Genomic DNA, 16,089 nt, shown 5'->3' on the forward strand with positions numbered 1-16,089 from the left:
TCGTCATACTTCGAGCCGCATGTGCGTTGGCAATAACTCGGCCCATCCTTGGGCCTCGCCCTAACGGGCGCAGTGAACAGCGTTCAAATTCGTTCCTGACGAATTTGTCCTCGACCACCCCGGTCACTTACTTAGATAAGCTCCCGGGGGTGAACTGCGTCGCCGCCTGCCTGCAACTCGAATTATTTAGAGTAAATACATCCTCTTCTGTTTTTGCCGCGCTGACAGGGTGCGAATAACAGCTTTGCTTACTGGAACATAACGACGCATGACGACACAGGCCCCACCTTCCAATTTGCTCCCGCTGAACCCGGAGCAACTGGCACGCCTTCAGGCGGCCACGACAGACTTCACCCCGACTCAGCTTGCCTGGGTTTCGGGCTACTTTTGGGGCGTGCTGAATCAGCACTCCGGCGCAGCCACAGCGGTTCCTGCTCAGGCTGCAGAAATGCCGGGCATTACTCTGATTTCAGCATCGCAAACCGGCAACGCACGCCGCGTGGCGGAAGCGCTGCGTGACGATCTGATTGCCGCGCAGCTGAACGTGAAACTGGTGAACGCAGGCGACTATAAATTCAAACAAATTGCCTCCGAAAAGCTGCTGGTTATCGTGACGTCGACGCAAGGTGAGGGTGAGTCGCCGGAAGAGGCCGTTGCGCTGCATAAATTCCTGTTTTCCAAAAAAGCGCCGAAGCTTGAGGGTACCGCCTTTGCGGTATTTGGCTTAGGTGATACCTCTTACGAATTCTTCTGCCAGTCCGGAAAAGATTTTGACAGCCGTCTGGCTGAGCTGGGCGCTGAACGTCTGCTGGATCGCGTTGACGCAGACGTCGAGTACCAGCCTGCGGCGGCAGAATGGCGCGCGCGGGTTGTTGAAGTCTTGAAATCTCGTGCGCCCGTCGCGGCTCCGGCCCAGGGAGCGCCGAGCGGGGCGGTGAATGACATTCACTCCAGCCCGTATACCAAAGAAGCGCCGCTGACGGCGACGCTGGCGGTGAATCAGAAAATCACCGGCCGCGATTCTGAAAAAGATGTACGTCATATTGAAATCGATCTCGCTGACTCCGGTCTGCGTTACCAGCCGGACGATGCGCTGGGCGTCTGGTATCAGAACGATCCGGCTCTGGTGAAAGAGCTGGTTGAGCTGCTGTGGCTGAAAGGTGATGAGCCGGTCACGGTTGACGGCAAAACCTTGCCGCTGGCGGAAGCGCTGGAATGGCATTTCGAGTTAACGGTCAATACCGCTAACATCGTTGAGAATTACGCGACCTTAACCCGCAGCGAAACCCTGCTGCCGCTGGTGGGCGATAAAGCGCAGCTCCAGCACTACGCCGCGACCACGCCGATTGTCGATATGGTGCGTTTCTCTCCGGCGCAGCTGGATGCCGACGCGTTAATTGGCCTGCTGCGTCCGCTGACGCCGCGTCTCTACTCCATTGCCTCATCGCAGGCGGAAGTAGAAAGCGAAGTCCATATCACCGTGGGCGCCGTTCGCTACGATATCGAAGGCCGCGCTCGCGCTGGCGGTGCGTCCAGCTTCCTTGCCGACCGTGTCGAAGAAGATGGCGAAGTTCGCGTTTTTATTGAACACAACGACAACTTCCGCCTGCCTGCTAACCCGCAGACGCCGGTAATTATGATTGGCCCCGGTACCGGTATCGCGCCGTTCCGCGCCTTCATGCAGCAGCGTGCGGCGGACGGTGCGGAAGGCAAGAACTGGCTGTTCTTCGGCAACCCGCACTTTACGGAAGATTTCCTTTATCAGGTGGAGTGGCAACGCTACGTCAAAGAAGGCGTGCTGAGCCGTATCGACCTGGCCTGGTCCCGCGATCAACAACAAAAAGTCTATGTTCAGGACAAGCTGCGCGAGCAGGGGGCCGAACTGTGGCGCTGGATTAATGACGGCGCCCATATTTATGTCTGCGGCGATGCCAATCGTATGGCGAAAGACGTTGAGCAGACGTTGCTGGAAGTGATTGCCGAATTTGGCGCGATGGACGCCGAAGCGGCGGACGAATTTTTGAGTGAGCTGCGCGTTGAGCGCCGTTATCAGCGAGATGTCTACTAATGAGCGAAAAACATCCAGGACCTCTGGTGGTCGAAGGTAAACTGACCGACGCCGAGCGCATGAAGGTAGAGAGCAACTACCTGCGCGGCACGATCGCAGAAGACTTAAACGACCCCCTTACCGGCGGCTTTAAAGGCGACAACTTTCTGCTGATTCGCTTTCACGGCATGTATCAGCAGGATGACCGCGACATTCGCGCCGAGCGTGCGGCACAGAAGCTGGAGCCGCGTCATGCGATGCTGCTGCGCTGTCGCCTGCCTGGGGGCGTGATCACCACTACGCAGTGGCAGGCGATTGATAAATTTGCCGCCGATAACACCATTTACGGCAGTATTCGTCTGACCAACCGCCAGACCTTCCAGTTCCACGGCATTCTGAAGAAGAATGTGAAGCCGGTGCATCAGATGCTGCACTCGGTTGGCCTGGACGCGCTGGCCACCGCCAACGACATGAACCGTAACGTGCTGTGCACCTCTAACCCGCACGAGTCTCAGCTGCATGCTGAAGCCTACGAGTGGGCGAAAAAGATCTCCGAGCACCTGCTGCCGCGTACCCGCGCCTATGCGGAGATCTGGCTCGATCAGAAAAAGGTCGCCACCACCGACGAAGAACCGATCCTCGGCCAGACCTACCTGCCGCGTAAGTTCAAAACCACCGTGGTGATCCCGCCGCAGAACGATATCGATCTGCACGCCAACGACATGAACTTCGTGGCGATTGCCGAAAATGGCAAGCTGGTAGGCTTTAACCTGCTGGTGGGCGGCGGGTTGTCTATTGAGCACGGCAACAAAAAAACCTACGCCCGTACGGCGAGCGAGTTTGGCTATCTGCCGCTGGAGCACACTCTGGCGGTCGCGGAAGCGGTCGTCACTACCCAGCGCGACTGGGGTAACCGTACTGACCGTAAAAATGCGAAAACCAAATATACTCTTGAGCGCGTCGGCGTCGAAACCTTCAAAGCCGAAGTGGAGCGCCGGGCGGGGATCAAGTTTGAACCGATCCGCCCGTATGAGTTCACCGGTCGCGGCGATCGCATCGGCTGGGTCAAAGGGATCGACAAAAAATGGCACCTGACGCTGTTTATTGAAAACGGACGTATTCTTGATTATCCCGGCCGTCCGCTGAAAACCGGTCTGCTGGAGATCGCAAAGATCCATCAGGGCGAGTTCCGTATTACGGCGAACCAGAACCTGATTATTGCCGGCGTACCGGAGACGGAAAAGGCGCGGATTGAAAAGCTGGCGCGCGACCACGGGCTGATGAATGCGGTCACCCCGCAGCGTGAAAACTCGATGGCCTGCGTCTCCTTCCCGACCTGTCCGCTGGCGATGGCCGAAGCAGAACGCTTCCTGCCGTCGTTTATTGATAAGGTTGACGGGATCATGGGCAAGCACGGCGTGAGCGATGAGCATATCGTGACGCGTGTGACCGGCTGTCCGAACGGCTGCGGTCGTGCGATGCTGGCGGAAGTCGGGCTGGTGGGTAAAGCGCCGGGTCGCTACAACCTGCATCTCGGCGGTAACCGCAGCGGGACGCGTATTCCACGGATGTATCGCGAGAACATTACCGAGTCGGAGATTCTCGACTCGATCGACGAACTGGTAGGGCGCTGGGCGAAAGAGCGCGAAGCGGGTGAAGGCTTCGGCGACTTTACGGTGCGTGCGGGCATCATTCGCCCGGTGCTCGACCCAGCCCGTGATTTCTGGGAATAAGCCCGGCATCGCCCGGAAGCGCTAAGCTTATCGGGTACTGGTTTTGTAGGCCGGGCAAATGCAGTACGCCCGGCAGAACAGGCAAATGAGGTCTTTATGTCCGTACTCGATCTACACGTCCTTAACGAATTACCGAAGGTCGATCGCATTTTGCAACTGGCGGAAACCAACAGCCAGCTGGAAAAGCTGAGCGCGGAAGCGCGCGTTGCGTGGGCGCTGGAAAACCTTCCGGGCGAATACGTGCTCTCTTCAAGCTTTGGTATTCAGGCGGCGGTGAGCTTGCATCTGGTTAATCAGGTACGGCCGGATATTCCGGTCATTCTGACCGATACCGGCTATCTGTTCCCGGAAACCTATCGGTTTATCGACGAGTTAACGGATAAGCTCAAGTTGAACCTGAAGGTCTATCGGGCGAAGGAGAGCGCCGCCTGGCAGGAAGCACGCTACGGTAAGCTGTGGGAGCAGGGCGTTGAAGGCATTGAGAAATACAATGAGATCAACAAAGTCGAACCGATGAACCGGGCCCTGGAAGCGCTGAACGCGCAAACCTGGTTTGCGGGACTCCGTCGGGAACAGTCCGGTAGCCGCGCCACGCTCCCGGTGCTGGCCATTCAGCGCGGGGTCTTTAAGGTGCTGCCAATCATCGACTGGGATAACCGCACCGTCTATCAATATCTGCAGAAGCACGGCCTCACCTATCATCCGCTGTGGGAACAGGGATACCTTTCGGTAGGGGATACCCACACCACCCGCAAATGGGAACCGGGGATGGCGGAGGAAGAGACGCGTTTCTTTGGTCTGAAGCGCGAGTGCGGGCTGCACGAAGGCTAAGTCAGCGACGACCGTTTCCTGAGACAAAGCCCTCAGTCTGAACGACGAGGGCTTTTTTCATGTCGCCGGACAGCGAATTAGCTCTGCTTTTCCGCCTTTGCCAGCTCTTTTATCAGCGGCAGCATCACCTTGACGACATCGCGGCTGCGGTGTTCGATACGACCCGGCAGAGCCTTATCAATATGCTGCTGGTTATCCAGCTGTACGTCATGCCAGCTGGTTCCTCGCGGGAATGAGGCGGATTTGTTGCGCTGTTGATAGCCATCTTTCTTACCCAGAGACCAGTTCGTGGCCTCCACGGACAGGACCGGGATCCCCGCGCTATCAAAAATGCTGGCGTCATTACAGCAGCCGGTACCCTGCGGATAATCATGATTGAGGCCAGGGTTGGTATAGGCGGCAATCCCTTTGCTGCGCGCAATAGCCAGCGCGCGGTCTCGGGTGAGTTTGCGAATCGAGGCGGGAGTACTGCGCCCGCTATTAAAATAGAGCTTATCGCCAACCACCAGATTATCGAGATTAATCACCAGCAGCGTATTTTTCTTCTCCGCATCGCTCATTCGCTTCAGGATATTTTGCGCGCCGAGATTACCTTCCTCTTCACCGCTGGAAGCAATAAAGCGAATGCCGTAGTGAGTGGACACATTTTTCAACCGCTCGGCCAGCTCCAGCAATACGCCCACGCCGACGGCATTATCGTCGATGCCCTGCAGGGTCAGGCCGCCAAGGTTGCGTTCGACGTCAGCATCGCTCATGGGCGCATAGGTGTCGAGGTGCGCCATCACAATGATCTGCTGGCGAGCCGCGCCTTCATGGGCGGCAATGACGGTGCTGCCGGTGACGTTTTGCCAGTTTTTCCGTTTATCCGTATTGCTGTAGATATAACGCGCGTGGAAGCTGCGGATGTCGCTTTGATAGCCCATTTGGGCAAACTGCTGACGCACATAGTCCGCCGACAGCATTTCAGCGGGCGAACCGGTCATTCTTCCGGGAAAAACAGTCGCGATATGACGAGCCTGGGTATTTGCGGTTTCGCCCATGGCGCTGAAAGCCGGGGCGGAGAAGACAAAACCTGCGCCAAGCGCCAGGGGAAGGAGGCGGCGGCACAACGCGGAAAACATAGCGGGGGTCCTTTCTCGAGGGAAAAATTTAACGCTCATAGTATGAAACTGTGACTGCGGTTAAACAATTTCATTTGCTCTTAAATAGCGGAAAAACCGCGCGTTAAGCACTTTTTGATATTTGCTTTTTCAGGTCGTTATTCTTTTGGGTAACTACTCATTCCATTTAGTAATTTCATTTGCTCTAAACAGCACCCTATAGTCGCTCTATGACTGATTGTAAGCGAGTTGTTGCAACGTGGACTATTTGCCCCTGTTTGCCGAATTGAAAGAAAAACCGGTGCTGGTTATTGGCGGCGGAGACATTGCGGCGCGCAAAATTATGTTCTTGCGCCGGGCAGGAGCCAACGTGCAGGTTGTGGCGGCAGCATTATCTGAAGAGGTCGCCGCGCTGGTTGAACGCCAGGAGATTCAGTGGCGGGCCCATGAGTTTGAAGAGCAACAGCTGGACGACGTCTTTTTAGCGATCGCCGCGACCGACGATGATGCGCTCAATCAGCGGGTTTCCGCTGCCGCCAACGCCCGTTACCGGTTGGTGAACGTTGTCGATAATCAGCCGCTCTGCTCGGTGGTGTTTCCCTCCATCGTGGACCGTTCTCCGCTGCTGATAGCGATATTCTCCGGCGGTTCAGCACCGGTATTGTCCCGGCTGATTCGCGAAAAAATCGAAGCGCTGCTGCCCACTAACCTGGGACGCGTCGCCGAGGCGGCCAGCTACTGGCGGCATCATATCAAAACGCATCTGACGACGACGGCAGCACGGCGGCACTTCTGGGAGCGGGTCTTCAATGGCCGTTTTGCCAGTCTGATGATTGCCGGAAATAAAGCCGCCGCCGATAAGGCGTTGGAAGAAGAACTGCATCAGCCGGAAAAACGGCTGGGTGAAATTATTCTCGTCGGCGCCGGGCCGGGCGATGCCGGGCTGCTGACGCTGCGCGGCCTGCAGGCGGTACAGAAGGCGGACGTGGTGTTTTATGACCATCTGGTGACGCCGGAGATCCGCGAACTGGTGCGCCGCGATGCCGAGATGATCTGCGTGGGTAAGCGCGCGGGCGAACACTCGGTGCCGCAGCATGAAACGAACCAGATGCTGGTCGACGCGGCGCGAGAAGGCAAAACGGTGGTGCGCCTGAAAGGCGGCGATCCGTTTATTTTCGGACGCGGCGGCGAAGAACTACAGGCGGCCGCCGCCGCAGGGATTCCGTTTCAGGTGGTCCCGGGCGTAACGGCTGCTGCCGGGGCGACGGCCTATGCCGGCATTCCGCTGACCCATCGCGATTACGCCCAGAGCGTCACCTTCGTCACCGGTCATTACAAGGCCGACAGCGCCGCGCACGACTGGTCGCTGCTGGCGCAAAGCCGACAGACGCTGGCTATCTACATGGGCACCATGAAAGCGGCGGAAATCAGCGCGCAGCTGATCGCCCACGGTCGGGATAGCAATACGCCGGTGGCGGTGATTTCTCGCGGTACTCGCGCCGATCAGCAAACGATAACGGGCACCTTACAGCAGCTCGAAGCGCTGGCGAAAGATGCCCCGATGCCCGCTCTGCTGGTCGTGGGCGAAGTGGTGCAATTACACCACCAGCTCGCCTGGTTTCAACAAACAACTCAAGCAGATGCGTTTAACGCGTCTGTGGTGAATCTGGCTTAAGGAACGGTTATGGACCAAAAACGACTCACTCACCTGCGGCAACTGGAGGCTGAAAGCATCCACATTATTCGCGAGGTGGCCGCCGAATTCTCTAACCCGGTGATGATGTACTCCATCGGTAAAGATTCCAGCGTCATGCTGCATCTGGCGCGTAAAGCGTTTTATCCGGGAACCCTGCCTTTTCCGCTGCTGCACGTTGATACCGGCTGGAAATTCCGCGAAATGTATGAATTCCGCGACCGTACTGCCAAAGCCTACGGCTGCGAGCTGCTGGTGCACAAAAACCCGGAAGGGGTGGCGATGGGGATTAACCCATTTGTTCACGGCAGCGCCAAGCACACCGACATCATGAAGACCGAAGGTCTGAAGCAGGCGCTGGACAAATACGGCTTTGATGCCGCCTTCGGCGGCGCCCGTCGCGACGAAGAAAAATCGCGCGCCAAAGAGCGCATCTACTCTTTCCGCGACCGTTTCCACCGCTGGGATCCGAAAAACCAGCGTCCGGAGCTGTGGCACAACTACAACGGCCAGATTAACAAGGGCGAAAGCATCCGTGTCTTCCCGCTCTCCAACTGGACCGAGCTGGATATCTGGCAGTACATCTATCTGGAAAATATCGAAATCGTTCCGCTGTATCTGGCGGCCGAGCGTCCGGTGCTTGAACGCGACGGTATGCTGATGATGATTGATGACGATCGTATCGATCTGCAACCGGGCGAGATGATCAAAAAGCAGATGGTGCGCTTCCGTACTTTAGGCTGCTGGCCGCTGACCGGTGCGGTGGAATCCAACGCGCAAACGCTGCCGGAGATTATTGAAGAGATGCTGGTCTCCACAACCAGCGAGCGTCAGGGTCGTATGATTGACCGCGACCAGGCCGGCTCCATGGAGCTGAAGAAACGTCAGGGGTATTTCTAAGGAGCCGCCATGAACACGACAATTGCCCAACAAATTGCTAATGAAGGCGGCGTAGAAGCTTATCTGCACGCGCAACAGCACAAAAGCCTGCTGCGCTTCCTGACCTGCGGCAGCGTCGATGACGGGAAAAGTACCCTGATTGGCCGCCTGCTGCACGATACCCGACAGATTTACGAAGATCAGCTCTCATCGCTGCATAATGACAGTAAGCGTCACGGCACGCAGGGTGAAAAACTGGATCTGGCGCTGCTGGTGGATGGCCTGCAGGCTGAACGCGAGCAGGGCATCACCATCGATGTCGCCTATCGCTATTTCTCTACCGAGAAACGCAAATTTATTATCGCCGACACCCCGGGGCACGAGCAGTACACCCGCAATATGGCCACCGGCGCTTCCACCTGCGATCTGGCGATTCTGCTGATGGATGCGCGCAAAGGCGTGCTCGATCAGACTCGCCGTCATAGCTTTATCTCGACGCTGCTGGGAATTAAAAACCTGGTGGTGGCGGTGAATAAAATGGATCTGGTGGATTTTAGCGAAGAGACGTTTAATCGCATTCGCGAAGAGTACCTCACCTTTGCCGGGCAGCTGCCGGGTGACGTTGATATTCGCTTTGTTCCGCTTTCTGCCCTTGAAGGGGACAACGTCGCGACCCAGAGCGTCAGCATGCCGTGGTACAGCGGCCCGACGCTGCTGGAAGTGCTGGAAACCGTTGAAATCCGTCGCGTGGTGGAAAATCAACCGCTGCGTTTCCCGGTCCAGTTTGTTAACCGGCCCAACCTCGACTTCCGCGGTTTCTCCGGGACCGTGGCTTCCGGCAGCGTGAAGGTCGGACAGCGCCTGAAGGTACTGCCATCGGGCGTTGAATCCAGCGTGGCGCGTATTGTGACGTTTGACGGCGACCTGCAGGAAGCCGGTGCCGGTGAAGCCATCACTATCGTGTTGAAAGATGAGATTGATATCAGCCGCGGCGACCTGTTGGTCGATGCGCAGGTGACGCTGCCCGCGGTGCAAAGCGCCAGCGTGGATGTGGTGTGGATGGCCGAGCAGGCGTTAGCCCCGGGCCAGAGCTATGACATTAAAATTGCCGGCAAGAAAACGCGCGCGCGTGTCGACGGGATTCGTTATCAGGTTGATATCAATAATTTGACCCAGCGCGAAGTCGAGTCGCTGCCGCTGAACGGGATTGGACTTGTCGATTTGACCTTCGACGAGCCGCTGGTGCTGGACAAATATCAGCATAACCCGGTAACCGGCGGGCTGATCTTCATCGACCGGTTGACCAACGTCACGGTAGGTGCTGGCATGGTGCGCGAACCGCTGGAACAGCGCCAGGCATCGACATCCTCCTTCAGCGCGTTTGAACTGGAACTGAATCAGCTGATCCGTAAACACTTCCCGCACTGGGACGCGCGCGACCTGCTGGGAGGCAAGTAATGGCCCGGCATGACGAAAACGTCGTCTGGCACGCCCATCCGGTCACCCGGGAGCAGCGCGAACAACACCACGGCCATCGCGGCGTGGTGCTGTGGTTTACCGGGCTGTCCGGCTCAGGTAAATCTACCGTTGCCGGCGCGCTGGAAGAGGCGCTGCATCAGCTGGGCGTCAGCACCTATCTGCTGGATGGCGATAACGTGCGGCACGGCCTGTGTAGCGATCTCGGTTTTAGCGATAGCGATCGTAAAGAAAATATTCGTCGTGTCGGGGAAGTGGCGAAGCTGATGGTTGATGCCGGGCTGGTGGTGTTGACCGCGTTTATCTCCCCGCACCGCGCTGAACGGCAGATGGTGCGCGAGCGTTTAGGCGAAGGGCGCTTTATCGAAGTGTTTGTCGATACGCCGCTGGCTATCTGCGAGGCGCGGGATCCAAAAGGGTTATACAAGAAGGCGCGAGCGGGTGAATTACGCAATTTTACCGGCATAGATTCGGTGTATGAACCACCAGAAAAGGCGGAAATTCATCTGGATGGTGAACAATTGGTAACAAATTTGGTGCACCAACTATTAGACCTCCTCAGACAGAGCGATATTATCAGATCCTGAAACGGCGGCGGCATTGAGGTGCCGGTCGCCCGGTCAACAGGATTCGATATGCGCAATACCCAGAACATCAGTCTCATTCGTCCAGAACCACCCGCGGTGGCCCATGACGAGACCACCTGGTCTTTGTCAGGCGCCGCCGTGGGCTTTATCTCATGGCTGCTGGCGCTGGGTATTCCTTTCCTCATGTATGGCAGTAATACGCTTTTTTTCCTCCTCTACACCTGGCCCTTTTTTCTCGCCTTAATGCCGGTTGCCGTGGTCGTCGGGATTGCGCTGCACTCGCTGTTGAACGGTAAGCTCCTGTACAGCGCATGTGCGACCATTTTGACCGTGGGGCTGATGTTTGGTCTGCTGTTCCTCTGGTTGCTGGGATAGTCCTTTCTGCGTATGAATCAAGCCTGGGTATCGGCGACAGAAATGTGTTACAGTCCCCGCGTTACGCGGCGTCGTCCGCGCGTCGGAGTGAAATGCTCGGGCGAGTTATGGGATGATGATGCCGTTTTTCAGGGGGCAGAATGGGTAAATTAACGCTGCTACTATTGGCTTTGCTGGTCTGGCTACAGTACTCGCTGTGGTTCGGTAAAAATGGTCTGCATGACTATAGCCGGGTGAATGACGACGTCACCGCGCAGCAAGCCACTAACAGCAAATTAAAGGCGCGCAACGATCAACTCTTTGCGGAAATCGATGACCTTAACGGCGGTCAGGAAGCGATCGAAGAGCGCGCGCGCAATGAACTAAGCATGACCCGCCCGGGCGAAACATTTTATCGTCTGGTCCCGGATGCGTCTAAGCGCAACCAGGGGTCGACGCAGAACAATCGATAAACAAGCCCAGGATTACGACATGGCAGCCACTTTTCCGGGTGTTTGCGCCGTGGTACCGGCAGCCGGTTTTGGCCGCCGCATGCAAACGGAATGCCCGAAACAATATCTCTCAATCGGTAACAAAACGATTCTCGAACACGCGGTCGCCGCGCTGTTGGCGAACGCGTGCGTGCAGCGCGTGGTGATTGCCGTCAGTCCCGGCGATATCCGCTTTAGCCAGCTGCCGCTGGCCACTCATCCGCAGATTACCGTCGTCGACGGCGGGGCCGAGCGCGCTGACTCCGTCCTGGCTGGTCTGCAGGCGCTGCCTGAAGCCGAATGGGTACTGGTGCACGATGCCGCGCGCCCGTGCCTGCATCAGGATGACCTCCAGCGCCTGTTGGCGCTGCGCGAAACCAGCCGGGTGGGGGGCATTCTCGCTGCGCCGGTTCGCGATACCATGAAACGCGCGGAACCCGGCAAGGCGGCTATTGCGCACACCGTCGATCGGAATGACTTATGGCATGCGCTGACGCCGCAATTTTTCCCTCGTGAATTACTCCTCCAGTGCCTGACGCGCGCGCTCAATGAAAGCGCGACCATCACCGATGAAGCCTCGGCGCTGGAGTACTGTGGCTTCCATCCCGAACTGGTGGCCGGACGAGCTGATAATATTAAAGTGACGCGCCCGGAAGACCTGGCGCTGGCAGAATTTTACCTTACCCGTTCCCGACACCAGGAGAAGGCTTAATGCGAATTGGACACGGTTTTGACGTACACGCTTTTGGTGGTGAAGGCCCAATCATTATTGGCGGGGTGCGCATCCCTTACGAGAAAGGGCTGTTGGCCCATTCCGATGGCGACGTGGCGCTGCATGCGCTGACCGATGCCCTGCTTGGGGCGGCGGCGCTGGGGGATATCGGCAAGCTGTTCCCGGATACCGACCCGGCCTTTAAAGGCGCCGACAGCCGCGAGCTGTTGCGCGAAGCCTGGCGGCGGATTCAGGCCAAAGGTTATACCCTCGGAAACGTCGATGTCACGATCATTGCTCAGGCGCCGAAAATGCTGCCGCATATTCCGCAGATGCGTGTCTTTATCGCCGAAGACCTCGGCTGCCATATGGATGATGTCAACGTGAAAGCCACCACCACCGAGAAGCTGGGTTTCACCGGCCGCGGTGAAGGCATCGCCTGCGAAGCGGTGGCGCTGCTGCGTAAGGGGCAGCAATGATTGCCTTCAATGAACTCACCTGGCTGCACGGTAAACCGCAGGGGCAGGGGATACTGAAAGCCAACCCGGAAGATTTCGTGGTGGTCGAAGATCTCGGCTTTGCGCCGGATGGCGAAGGCGAGCATCTGTTGGTACGGATTCTGAAAACGGACTGCAATACGCGGTTTGTGGCGGATGCGCTGGCTAAGTTCCTTAAAATCCATGCGCGGGAAGTGAGTTTTGCCGGGCAGAAAGATAAACATGCCGTGACCGAGCAGTGGCTGTGCGCCCGGCTTCCGGGCAAAGAGATGCCTGACCTGAGCAAGTTTCAGCTGGAAGGTTGCCAGGTGCTGGAATACGCGCGGCATAAACGTAAGCTGCGGCTCGGCGCGCTGAAGGGCAACCAGTTTACCCTGATTCTGCGAGAAATCAGCGATCGCGACGATGTCGAGCGGCGTCTGCAGGCTGTTGCCGCACAGGGGGTGCCGAACTATTTCGGCGCCCAGCGCTTTGGTATCGGCGGCAGCAATCTGCTGGGCGCGCTGCGCTGGGCGGAGAGCGGCGCACCGCTTCGCGATCGCAATAAACGCAGTTTTTGGCTGTCGGCGGCGCGTAGCGGCTTGTTTAATCAACAGGTCAGTATTAGATTAAAAAAACCGGAATTTAATCAGGTTGTTGATGGCGATGCGCTACAATTAGCGGGGCGCGGGAGCTGGTTTGTCGCTACGCCTGAGGAACGCGCGCAGCTGCAGGAGCGGGTTGATAACCGTGAACTGATGATTACGGCGGCGTTACCGGGAAGCGGCGAGTGGGGCAGCCAACGCGAGGCGCTGGCCGCCGAGCAGGCGGCCGTTGCCGAAGAGACGCAGCTCCAGGCTCTGCTGGTGCGTGAAAAAGTAGAAGCGGCACGCCGGGCGATGCTGCTCTATCCGCAGCAGATGAGCTGGAACTGGTGGGATGACGTAACCGTTGAACTGCGTTTCTGGCTGCCAGCGGGCAGCTTCGCCACCAGCGTGGTAAGGGAACTTATCAATACAACGGGTGACTATGCGAATATTGCTGAGTAACGATGACGGGATTCATGCGCCGGGTATTCAGACCCTGGCGAAGGCCTTACGGGAGTTTGCTGAGGTCCAGGTAGTTGCACCCGATCGTAACCGCAGCGGCGCATCGAACTCCCTGACTCTCGAGTCTTCGTTACGCACTTTCACTTTCGATAACGGCGATATCGCCGTCCAGATGGGGACACCAACGGACTGTGTCTATCTCGGCGTCAACGCCCTGATGCGCCCGCGTCCGGATATCGTGGTTTCCGGCATTAACGCCGGCCCCAATCTCGGCGATGACGTCATCTACTCCGGCACTGTCGCCGCCGCAATGGAAGGCCGTCACCTCGGCTTTCCGGCGCTGGCCGTCTCCCTGAATGGTCATCAGCACTACGACACCGCGGCGGCCATCACCTGCTCTATCCTGCGTGCTTTAAGCCGCGAGCCGCTGCGTACCGGTCGCATCCTCAATATCAATGTGCCCGATCTGCCACTTGAGCAGATTAAAGGCATCCGCGTCACTCGCTGCGGCAGCCGACATCCCGCCGATCAGGTCATTCCGCAAAAAGATCCGCGCGGCAATACGCTGTACTGGATTGGCCCGCCGGGAGAGAAGCACGATGCCGGGCCGGATACCGATTTTGCGGCCGTTGACGAAGGCTATGTCTCCGTGACGCCGCTGCACGTTGATTTAACCGCCCACCAGGCTCACGGGATGGTGGCCGACTGGCTGGATCGCGTCGGAGTGGCAACACAATGGTAAGCAAACGTGTAGAAAGCCTGCTGAATCAGCTGCGTACTCAGGGCATCGTTGACGAGCGCGTGCTGGAGGCGATAACCCTGGTACCGCGTGAAAAATTCGTTGATGAAGCCTTCGAACACAAGGCGTGGGAGAACACGGCACTACCTATCGGCCAGGGGCAAACCATCTCGCAACCCTACATGGTGGCGCGGATGACGGAGCTTCTGACGCTGACGCCGGAATCGCGGGTGCTGGAGATTGGCACCGGTTCAGGCTACCAGACGGCGATCCTGGCGCATCTCGTTCATCATGTGTGTTCGGTCGAACGGATTAAGAGTTTACAGTGGCAGGCGCGTCGTCGCCTGAAACAACTTGATTTACATAATGTTTCAACCCGTCACGGCGATGGATGGCAGGGTTGGAAGGCACGCGCTCCCTTTGATGCGATTATCGTCACCGCCGCACCGCCGGAAGTGCCGCCAGCGCTGCTGGCGCAGCTGGATGAGGGAGGCGTGCTGGTATTACCGGTGGGCGAGGAGCATCAGTTCCTGAAACGGATCCGTCGTCGCGGTAATGAGTTTGTGATGGATACCGTCGAAGCCGTACGCTTTGTTCCTCTGGTGCAAGGGGAGCTGGCGTGAGACCCGGATTTATCCAGGTTTTTTTTGCCTGACTTTAGGCGTAGGGTGGACACATTTTCAGTGTCCTGGCCGGGTGTTGTCCGGTAAGCAAGATATTGGCAGTTAACATATTCCTGGGGGATAAATGAGCGCGGGAAGCCCAAAATTTACCTTAAGCCGTATTGCGGCGTTATCACTGGTTTCACTCTGGCTGGCAGGTTGTACGAATACCAATAATCCGCCTGCGCCGGTTAGCTCGGCGGGTGGAGCCTCATCCTCGGGAACGAATTCCGGGATGCTGATCACTCCGCCGTCGACAACAGGATCCGCCATTGTTCCGCATACCCCTCAGGTACAGCCGGTTCAGACGCCTGCGACGCAGGTTCAGCCGATGGCTCAGCAGCCGGTGCAGACCGTGAACGGCAAGATAGTCTATAACCGTAAATATGGCGATATTCCGAAAGGCAGCTATACGGGTGGCAGCACCTATACCGTGAAACGCGGCGATACGCTGTTCTATATCGCATGGGTAACAGGTAACGATTTCCGTGACCTCGCGCAACGCAACAACATCCCTGCACCATACGGTCTGAACGTCGGTCAGACGCTGCAGGTTGGCAACTCTGCTGGCCAGCCAATCACCGGTGATAACGCCGTTGCTGCGGCAAGCGTACGGGCAAGCGGAGGTGCGACGGCGGCCTCAAATACTGCACAAAAATCGACCGCGGTGGTTGCGTCACAACCAACTATTACGTATTCTGAATCCTCAGGTGAACAGAATGCTAATAAGATGTTGCCGAACAATAAGCCAGCGACGACGACTACCGTCGCGCCAGTGACGGCTCCCGCTGTTAGCACAAACCAACCGACTGCAAGCAGTACGTCAACCAGTTCGCCTATCTCCACATGGCGCTGGCCGACTGATGGCAAGGTTATCGAGAACTTTAGTGGCGCAGAAGGCGGCAATAAAGGTATTGATATTGCAGGCAGTAAGGGACAGGCTATTGTCGCGACCGCTGACGGACGCGTCGTCTATGCCGGTAACGCGCTGCGCGGTTACGGTAATCTTATTATCATCAAACACAACGATGATTACCTGAGTGCCTACGCTCATAACGATACAATGCTGGTCCGGGAGCAACAGGAAGTTAAAGCGGGGCAGAAAATCGCTACCATGGGTAGCACCGGCACCAGCTCTACAAGATTGCATTTTGAAATTCGTTACAAGGGGAAATCCGTCAACCCGCTGCAGTATTTACCGCAGCGATAATTTGGCGAAGTACGGATAAGCGTCACATCAGTTAGCAGACGCCAGGCCGG

At 57.3% G+C, this 16,089-nt stretch carries 16 protein-coding genes; 15 read left to right on the forward strand and 1 reads right to left on the reverse strand.

Going from position 1 to position 16,089, the window contains the following annotated elements:
• Positions 1-268: 268 nt before the first annotated feature.
• From cysJ to cysH, 3 genes are all read left to right on the forward strand, one after another.
• Entirely contained in the window at positions 269-2,068 is a 1,800-nt protein-coding gene (cysJ, locus tag DSD31_RS05205; protein WP_113990867.1) for an NADPH-dependent assimilatory sulfite reductase flavoprotein subunit, read from the forward strand.
• Positions 2,068-3,780, forward strand: coding sequence for an assimilatory sulfite reductase (NADPH) hemoprotein subunit (gene cysI / locus DSD31_RS05210; RefSeq protein WP_004866966.1), 1,713 nt, complete (start codon positions 2,068-2,070; stop codon positions 3,778-3,780). The genes cysJ and cysI overlap by 1 nt, the downstream gene beginning before the upstream one ends.
• 96 nt (positions 3,781-3,876) lie before the next feature.
• Positions 3,877-4,611: a phosphoadenosine phosphosulfate reductase gene (gene cysH, locus DSD31_RS05215; RefSeq protein WP_004866964.1), complete on the forward strand. Its 735-nt coding sequence runs from the start codon at positions 3,877-3,879 to the stop codon at positions 4,609-4,611.
• Between the two features lie 77 nt (positions 4,612-4,688).
• Here the strand turns inward: cysH and DSD31_RS05220 are convergent, their stop codons facing one another.
• Positions 4,689-5,732, reverse strand: coding sequence for an aminopeptidase (locus DSD31_RS05220; protein WP_004866962.1), 1,044 nt, complete (start codon positions 5,730-5,732; stop codon positions 4,689-4,691).
• 247 nt (positions 5,733-5,979) lie between these two features.
• Between DSD31_RS05220 and cysG the strand changes: the two genes are divergently transcribed.
• The 12 genes from cysG (at position 5,980) to nlpD (ending at position 16,039) form a co-directional block, all read left to right on the forward strand.
• Positions 5,980-7,386 (forward strand): siroheme synthase CysG, encoded by a 1,407-nt coding sequence (gene cysG, locus DSD31_RS05225; RefSeq protein WP_155075185.1) that lies wholly within the window; start codon positions 5,980-5,982, stop codon positions 7,384-7,386.
• Positions 7,387-7,395: 9 nt separating this feature from the next.
• Positions 7,396-8,304: a sulfate adenylyltransferase subunit CysD gene (gene cysD, locus DSD31_RS05230; RefSeq protein ID WP_004866959.1), complete on the forward strand. Its 909-nt coding sequence runs from the start codon at positions 7,396-7,398 to the stop codon at positions 8,302-8,304.
• A gap of 9 nt (positions 8,305-8,313) precedes the next feature.
• Positions 8,314-9,741 carry a sulfate adenylyltransferase subunit CysN gene (gene cysN / locus DSD31_RS05235; protein ID WP_004866956.1) on the forward strand — a complete coding sequence of 476 codons (1,428 nt, stop codon included), beginning with the start codon at positions 8,314-8,316 and terminating at the stop codon, positions 9,739-9,741.
• Positions 9,741-10,346, forward strand: a complete 606-nt coding sequence (cysC, locus tag DSD31_RS05240; protein ID WP_032718167.1) for an adenylyl-sulfate kinase — start codon at positions 9,741-9,743, stop codon at positions 10,344-10,346. The genes cysN and cysC overlap by 1 nt, the downstream gene beginning before the upstream one ends.
• A 48-nt stretch (positions 10,347-10,394) precedes the next feature.
• Complete coding sequence (locus DSD31_RS05245; protein WP_004866953.1) at positions 10,395-10,721, forward strand: DUF3561 family protein; 327 nt, start codon at positions 10,395-10,397, stop codon at positions 10,719-10,721.
• A gap of 140 nt (positions 10,722-10,861) precedes the next feature.
• Complete coding sequence (gene ftsB / locus DSD31_RS05250) at positions 10,862-11,173, forward strand: cell division protein FtsB (RefSeq protein ID WP_004866952.1); 312 nt, start codon at positions 10,862-10,864, stop codon at positions 11,171-11,173.
• 19 nt (positions 11,174-11,192) lie between these two features.
• Positions 11,193-11,903 carry a 2-C-methyl-D-erythritol 4-phosphate cytidylyltransferase gene (gene ispD / locus DSD31_RS05255; protein WP_075808259.1) on the forward strand — a complete coding sequence of 237 codons (711 nt, stop codon included), beginning with the start codon at positions 11,193-11,195 and terminating at the stop codon, positions 11,901-11,903.
• Positions 11,903-12,382, forward strand: a complete 480-nt coding sequence (ispF, locus tag DSD31_RS05260) for a 2-C-methyl-D-erythritol 2,4-cyclodiphosphate synthase (RefSeq protein ID WP_004866948.1) — start codon at positions 11,903-11,905, stop codon at positions 12,380-12,382. The genes ispD and ispF overlap by 1 nt, the downstream gene beginning before the upstream one ends.
• The gene (truD, locus tag DSD31_RS05265) at positions 12,379-13,428 is read left to right on the forward strand and encodes a tRNA pseudouridine(13) synthase TruD (RefSeq protein ID WP_048023747.1); all 1,050 of its coding nucleotides are present in this window, start codon (positions 12,379-12,381) and stop codon (positions 13,426-13,428) included. The genes ispF and truD overlap by 4 nt, the downstream gene beginning before the upstream one ends.
• Positions 13,409-14,170, forward strand: a complete 762-nt coding sequence (surE, locus tag DSD31_RS05270; protein ID WP_004866944.1) for a 5'/3'-nucleotidase SurE — start codon at positions 13,409-13,411, stop codon at positions 14,168-14,170. Before truD ends, surE begins: the two co-directional genes overlap by 20 nt.
• Positions 14,164-14,790, forward strand: a complete 627-nt coding sequence (locus DSD31_RS05275) for a protein-L-isoaspartate(D-aspartate) O-methyltransferase (RefSeq protein WP_004866942.1) — start codon at positions 14,164-14,166, stop codon at positions 14,788-14,790. Before surE ends, DSD31_RS05275 begins: the two co-directional genes overlap by 7 nt.
• A gap of 124 nt (positions 14,791-14,914) precedes the next feature.
• On the forward strand, positions 14,915-16,039 hold the full coding sequence (nlpD, locus tag DSD31_RS05280; protein WP_004866940.1) for a murein hydrolase activator NlpD: 1,125 nt from the start codon (positions 14,915-14,917) through the stop codon (positions 16,037-16,039).
• Positions 16,040-16,089 lie beyond the last annotated feature (50 nt).

This window comes from Klebsiella sp. X13, from assembly GCF_003323835.1.
In the GTDB taxonomy this organism is placed as follows: Bacteria; Pseudomonadota; Gammaproteobacteria; order Enterobacterales; family Enterobacteriaceae; genus Klebsiella; species Klebsiella ornithinolytica.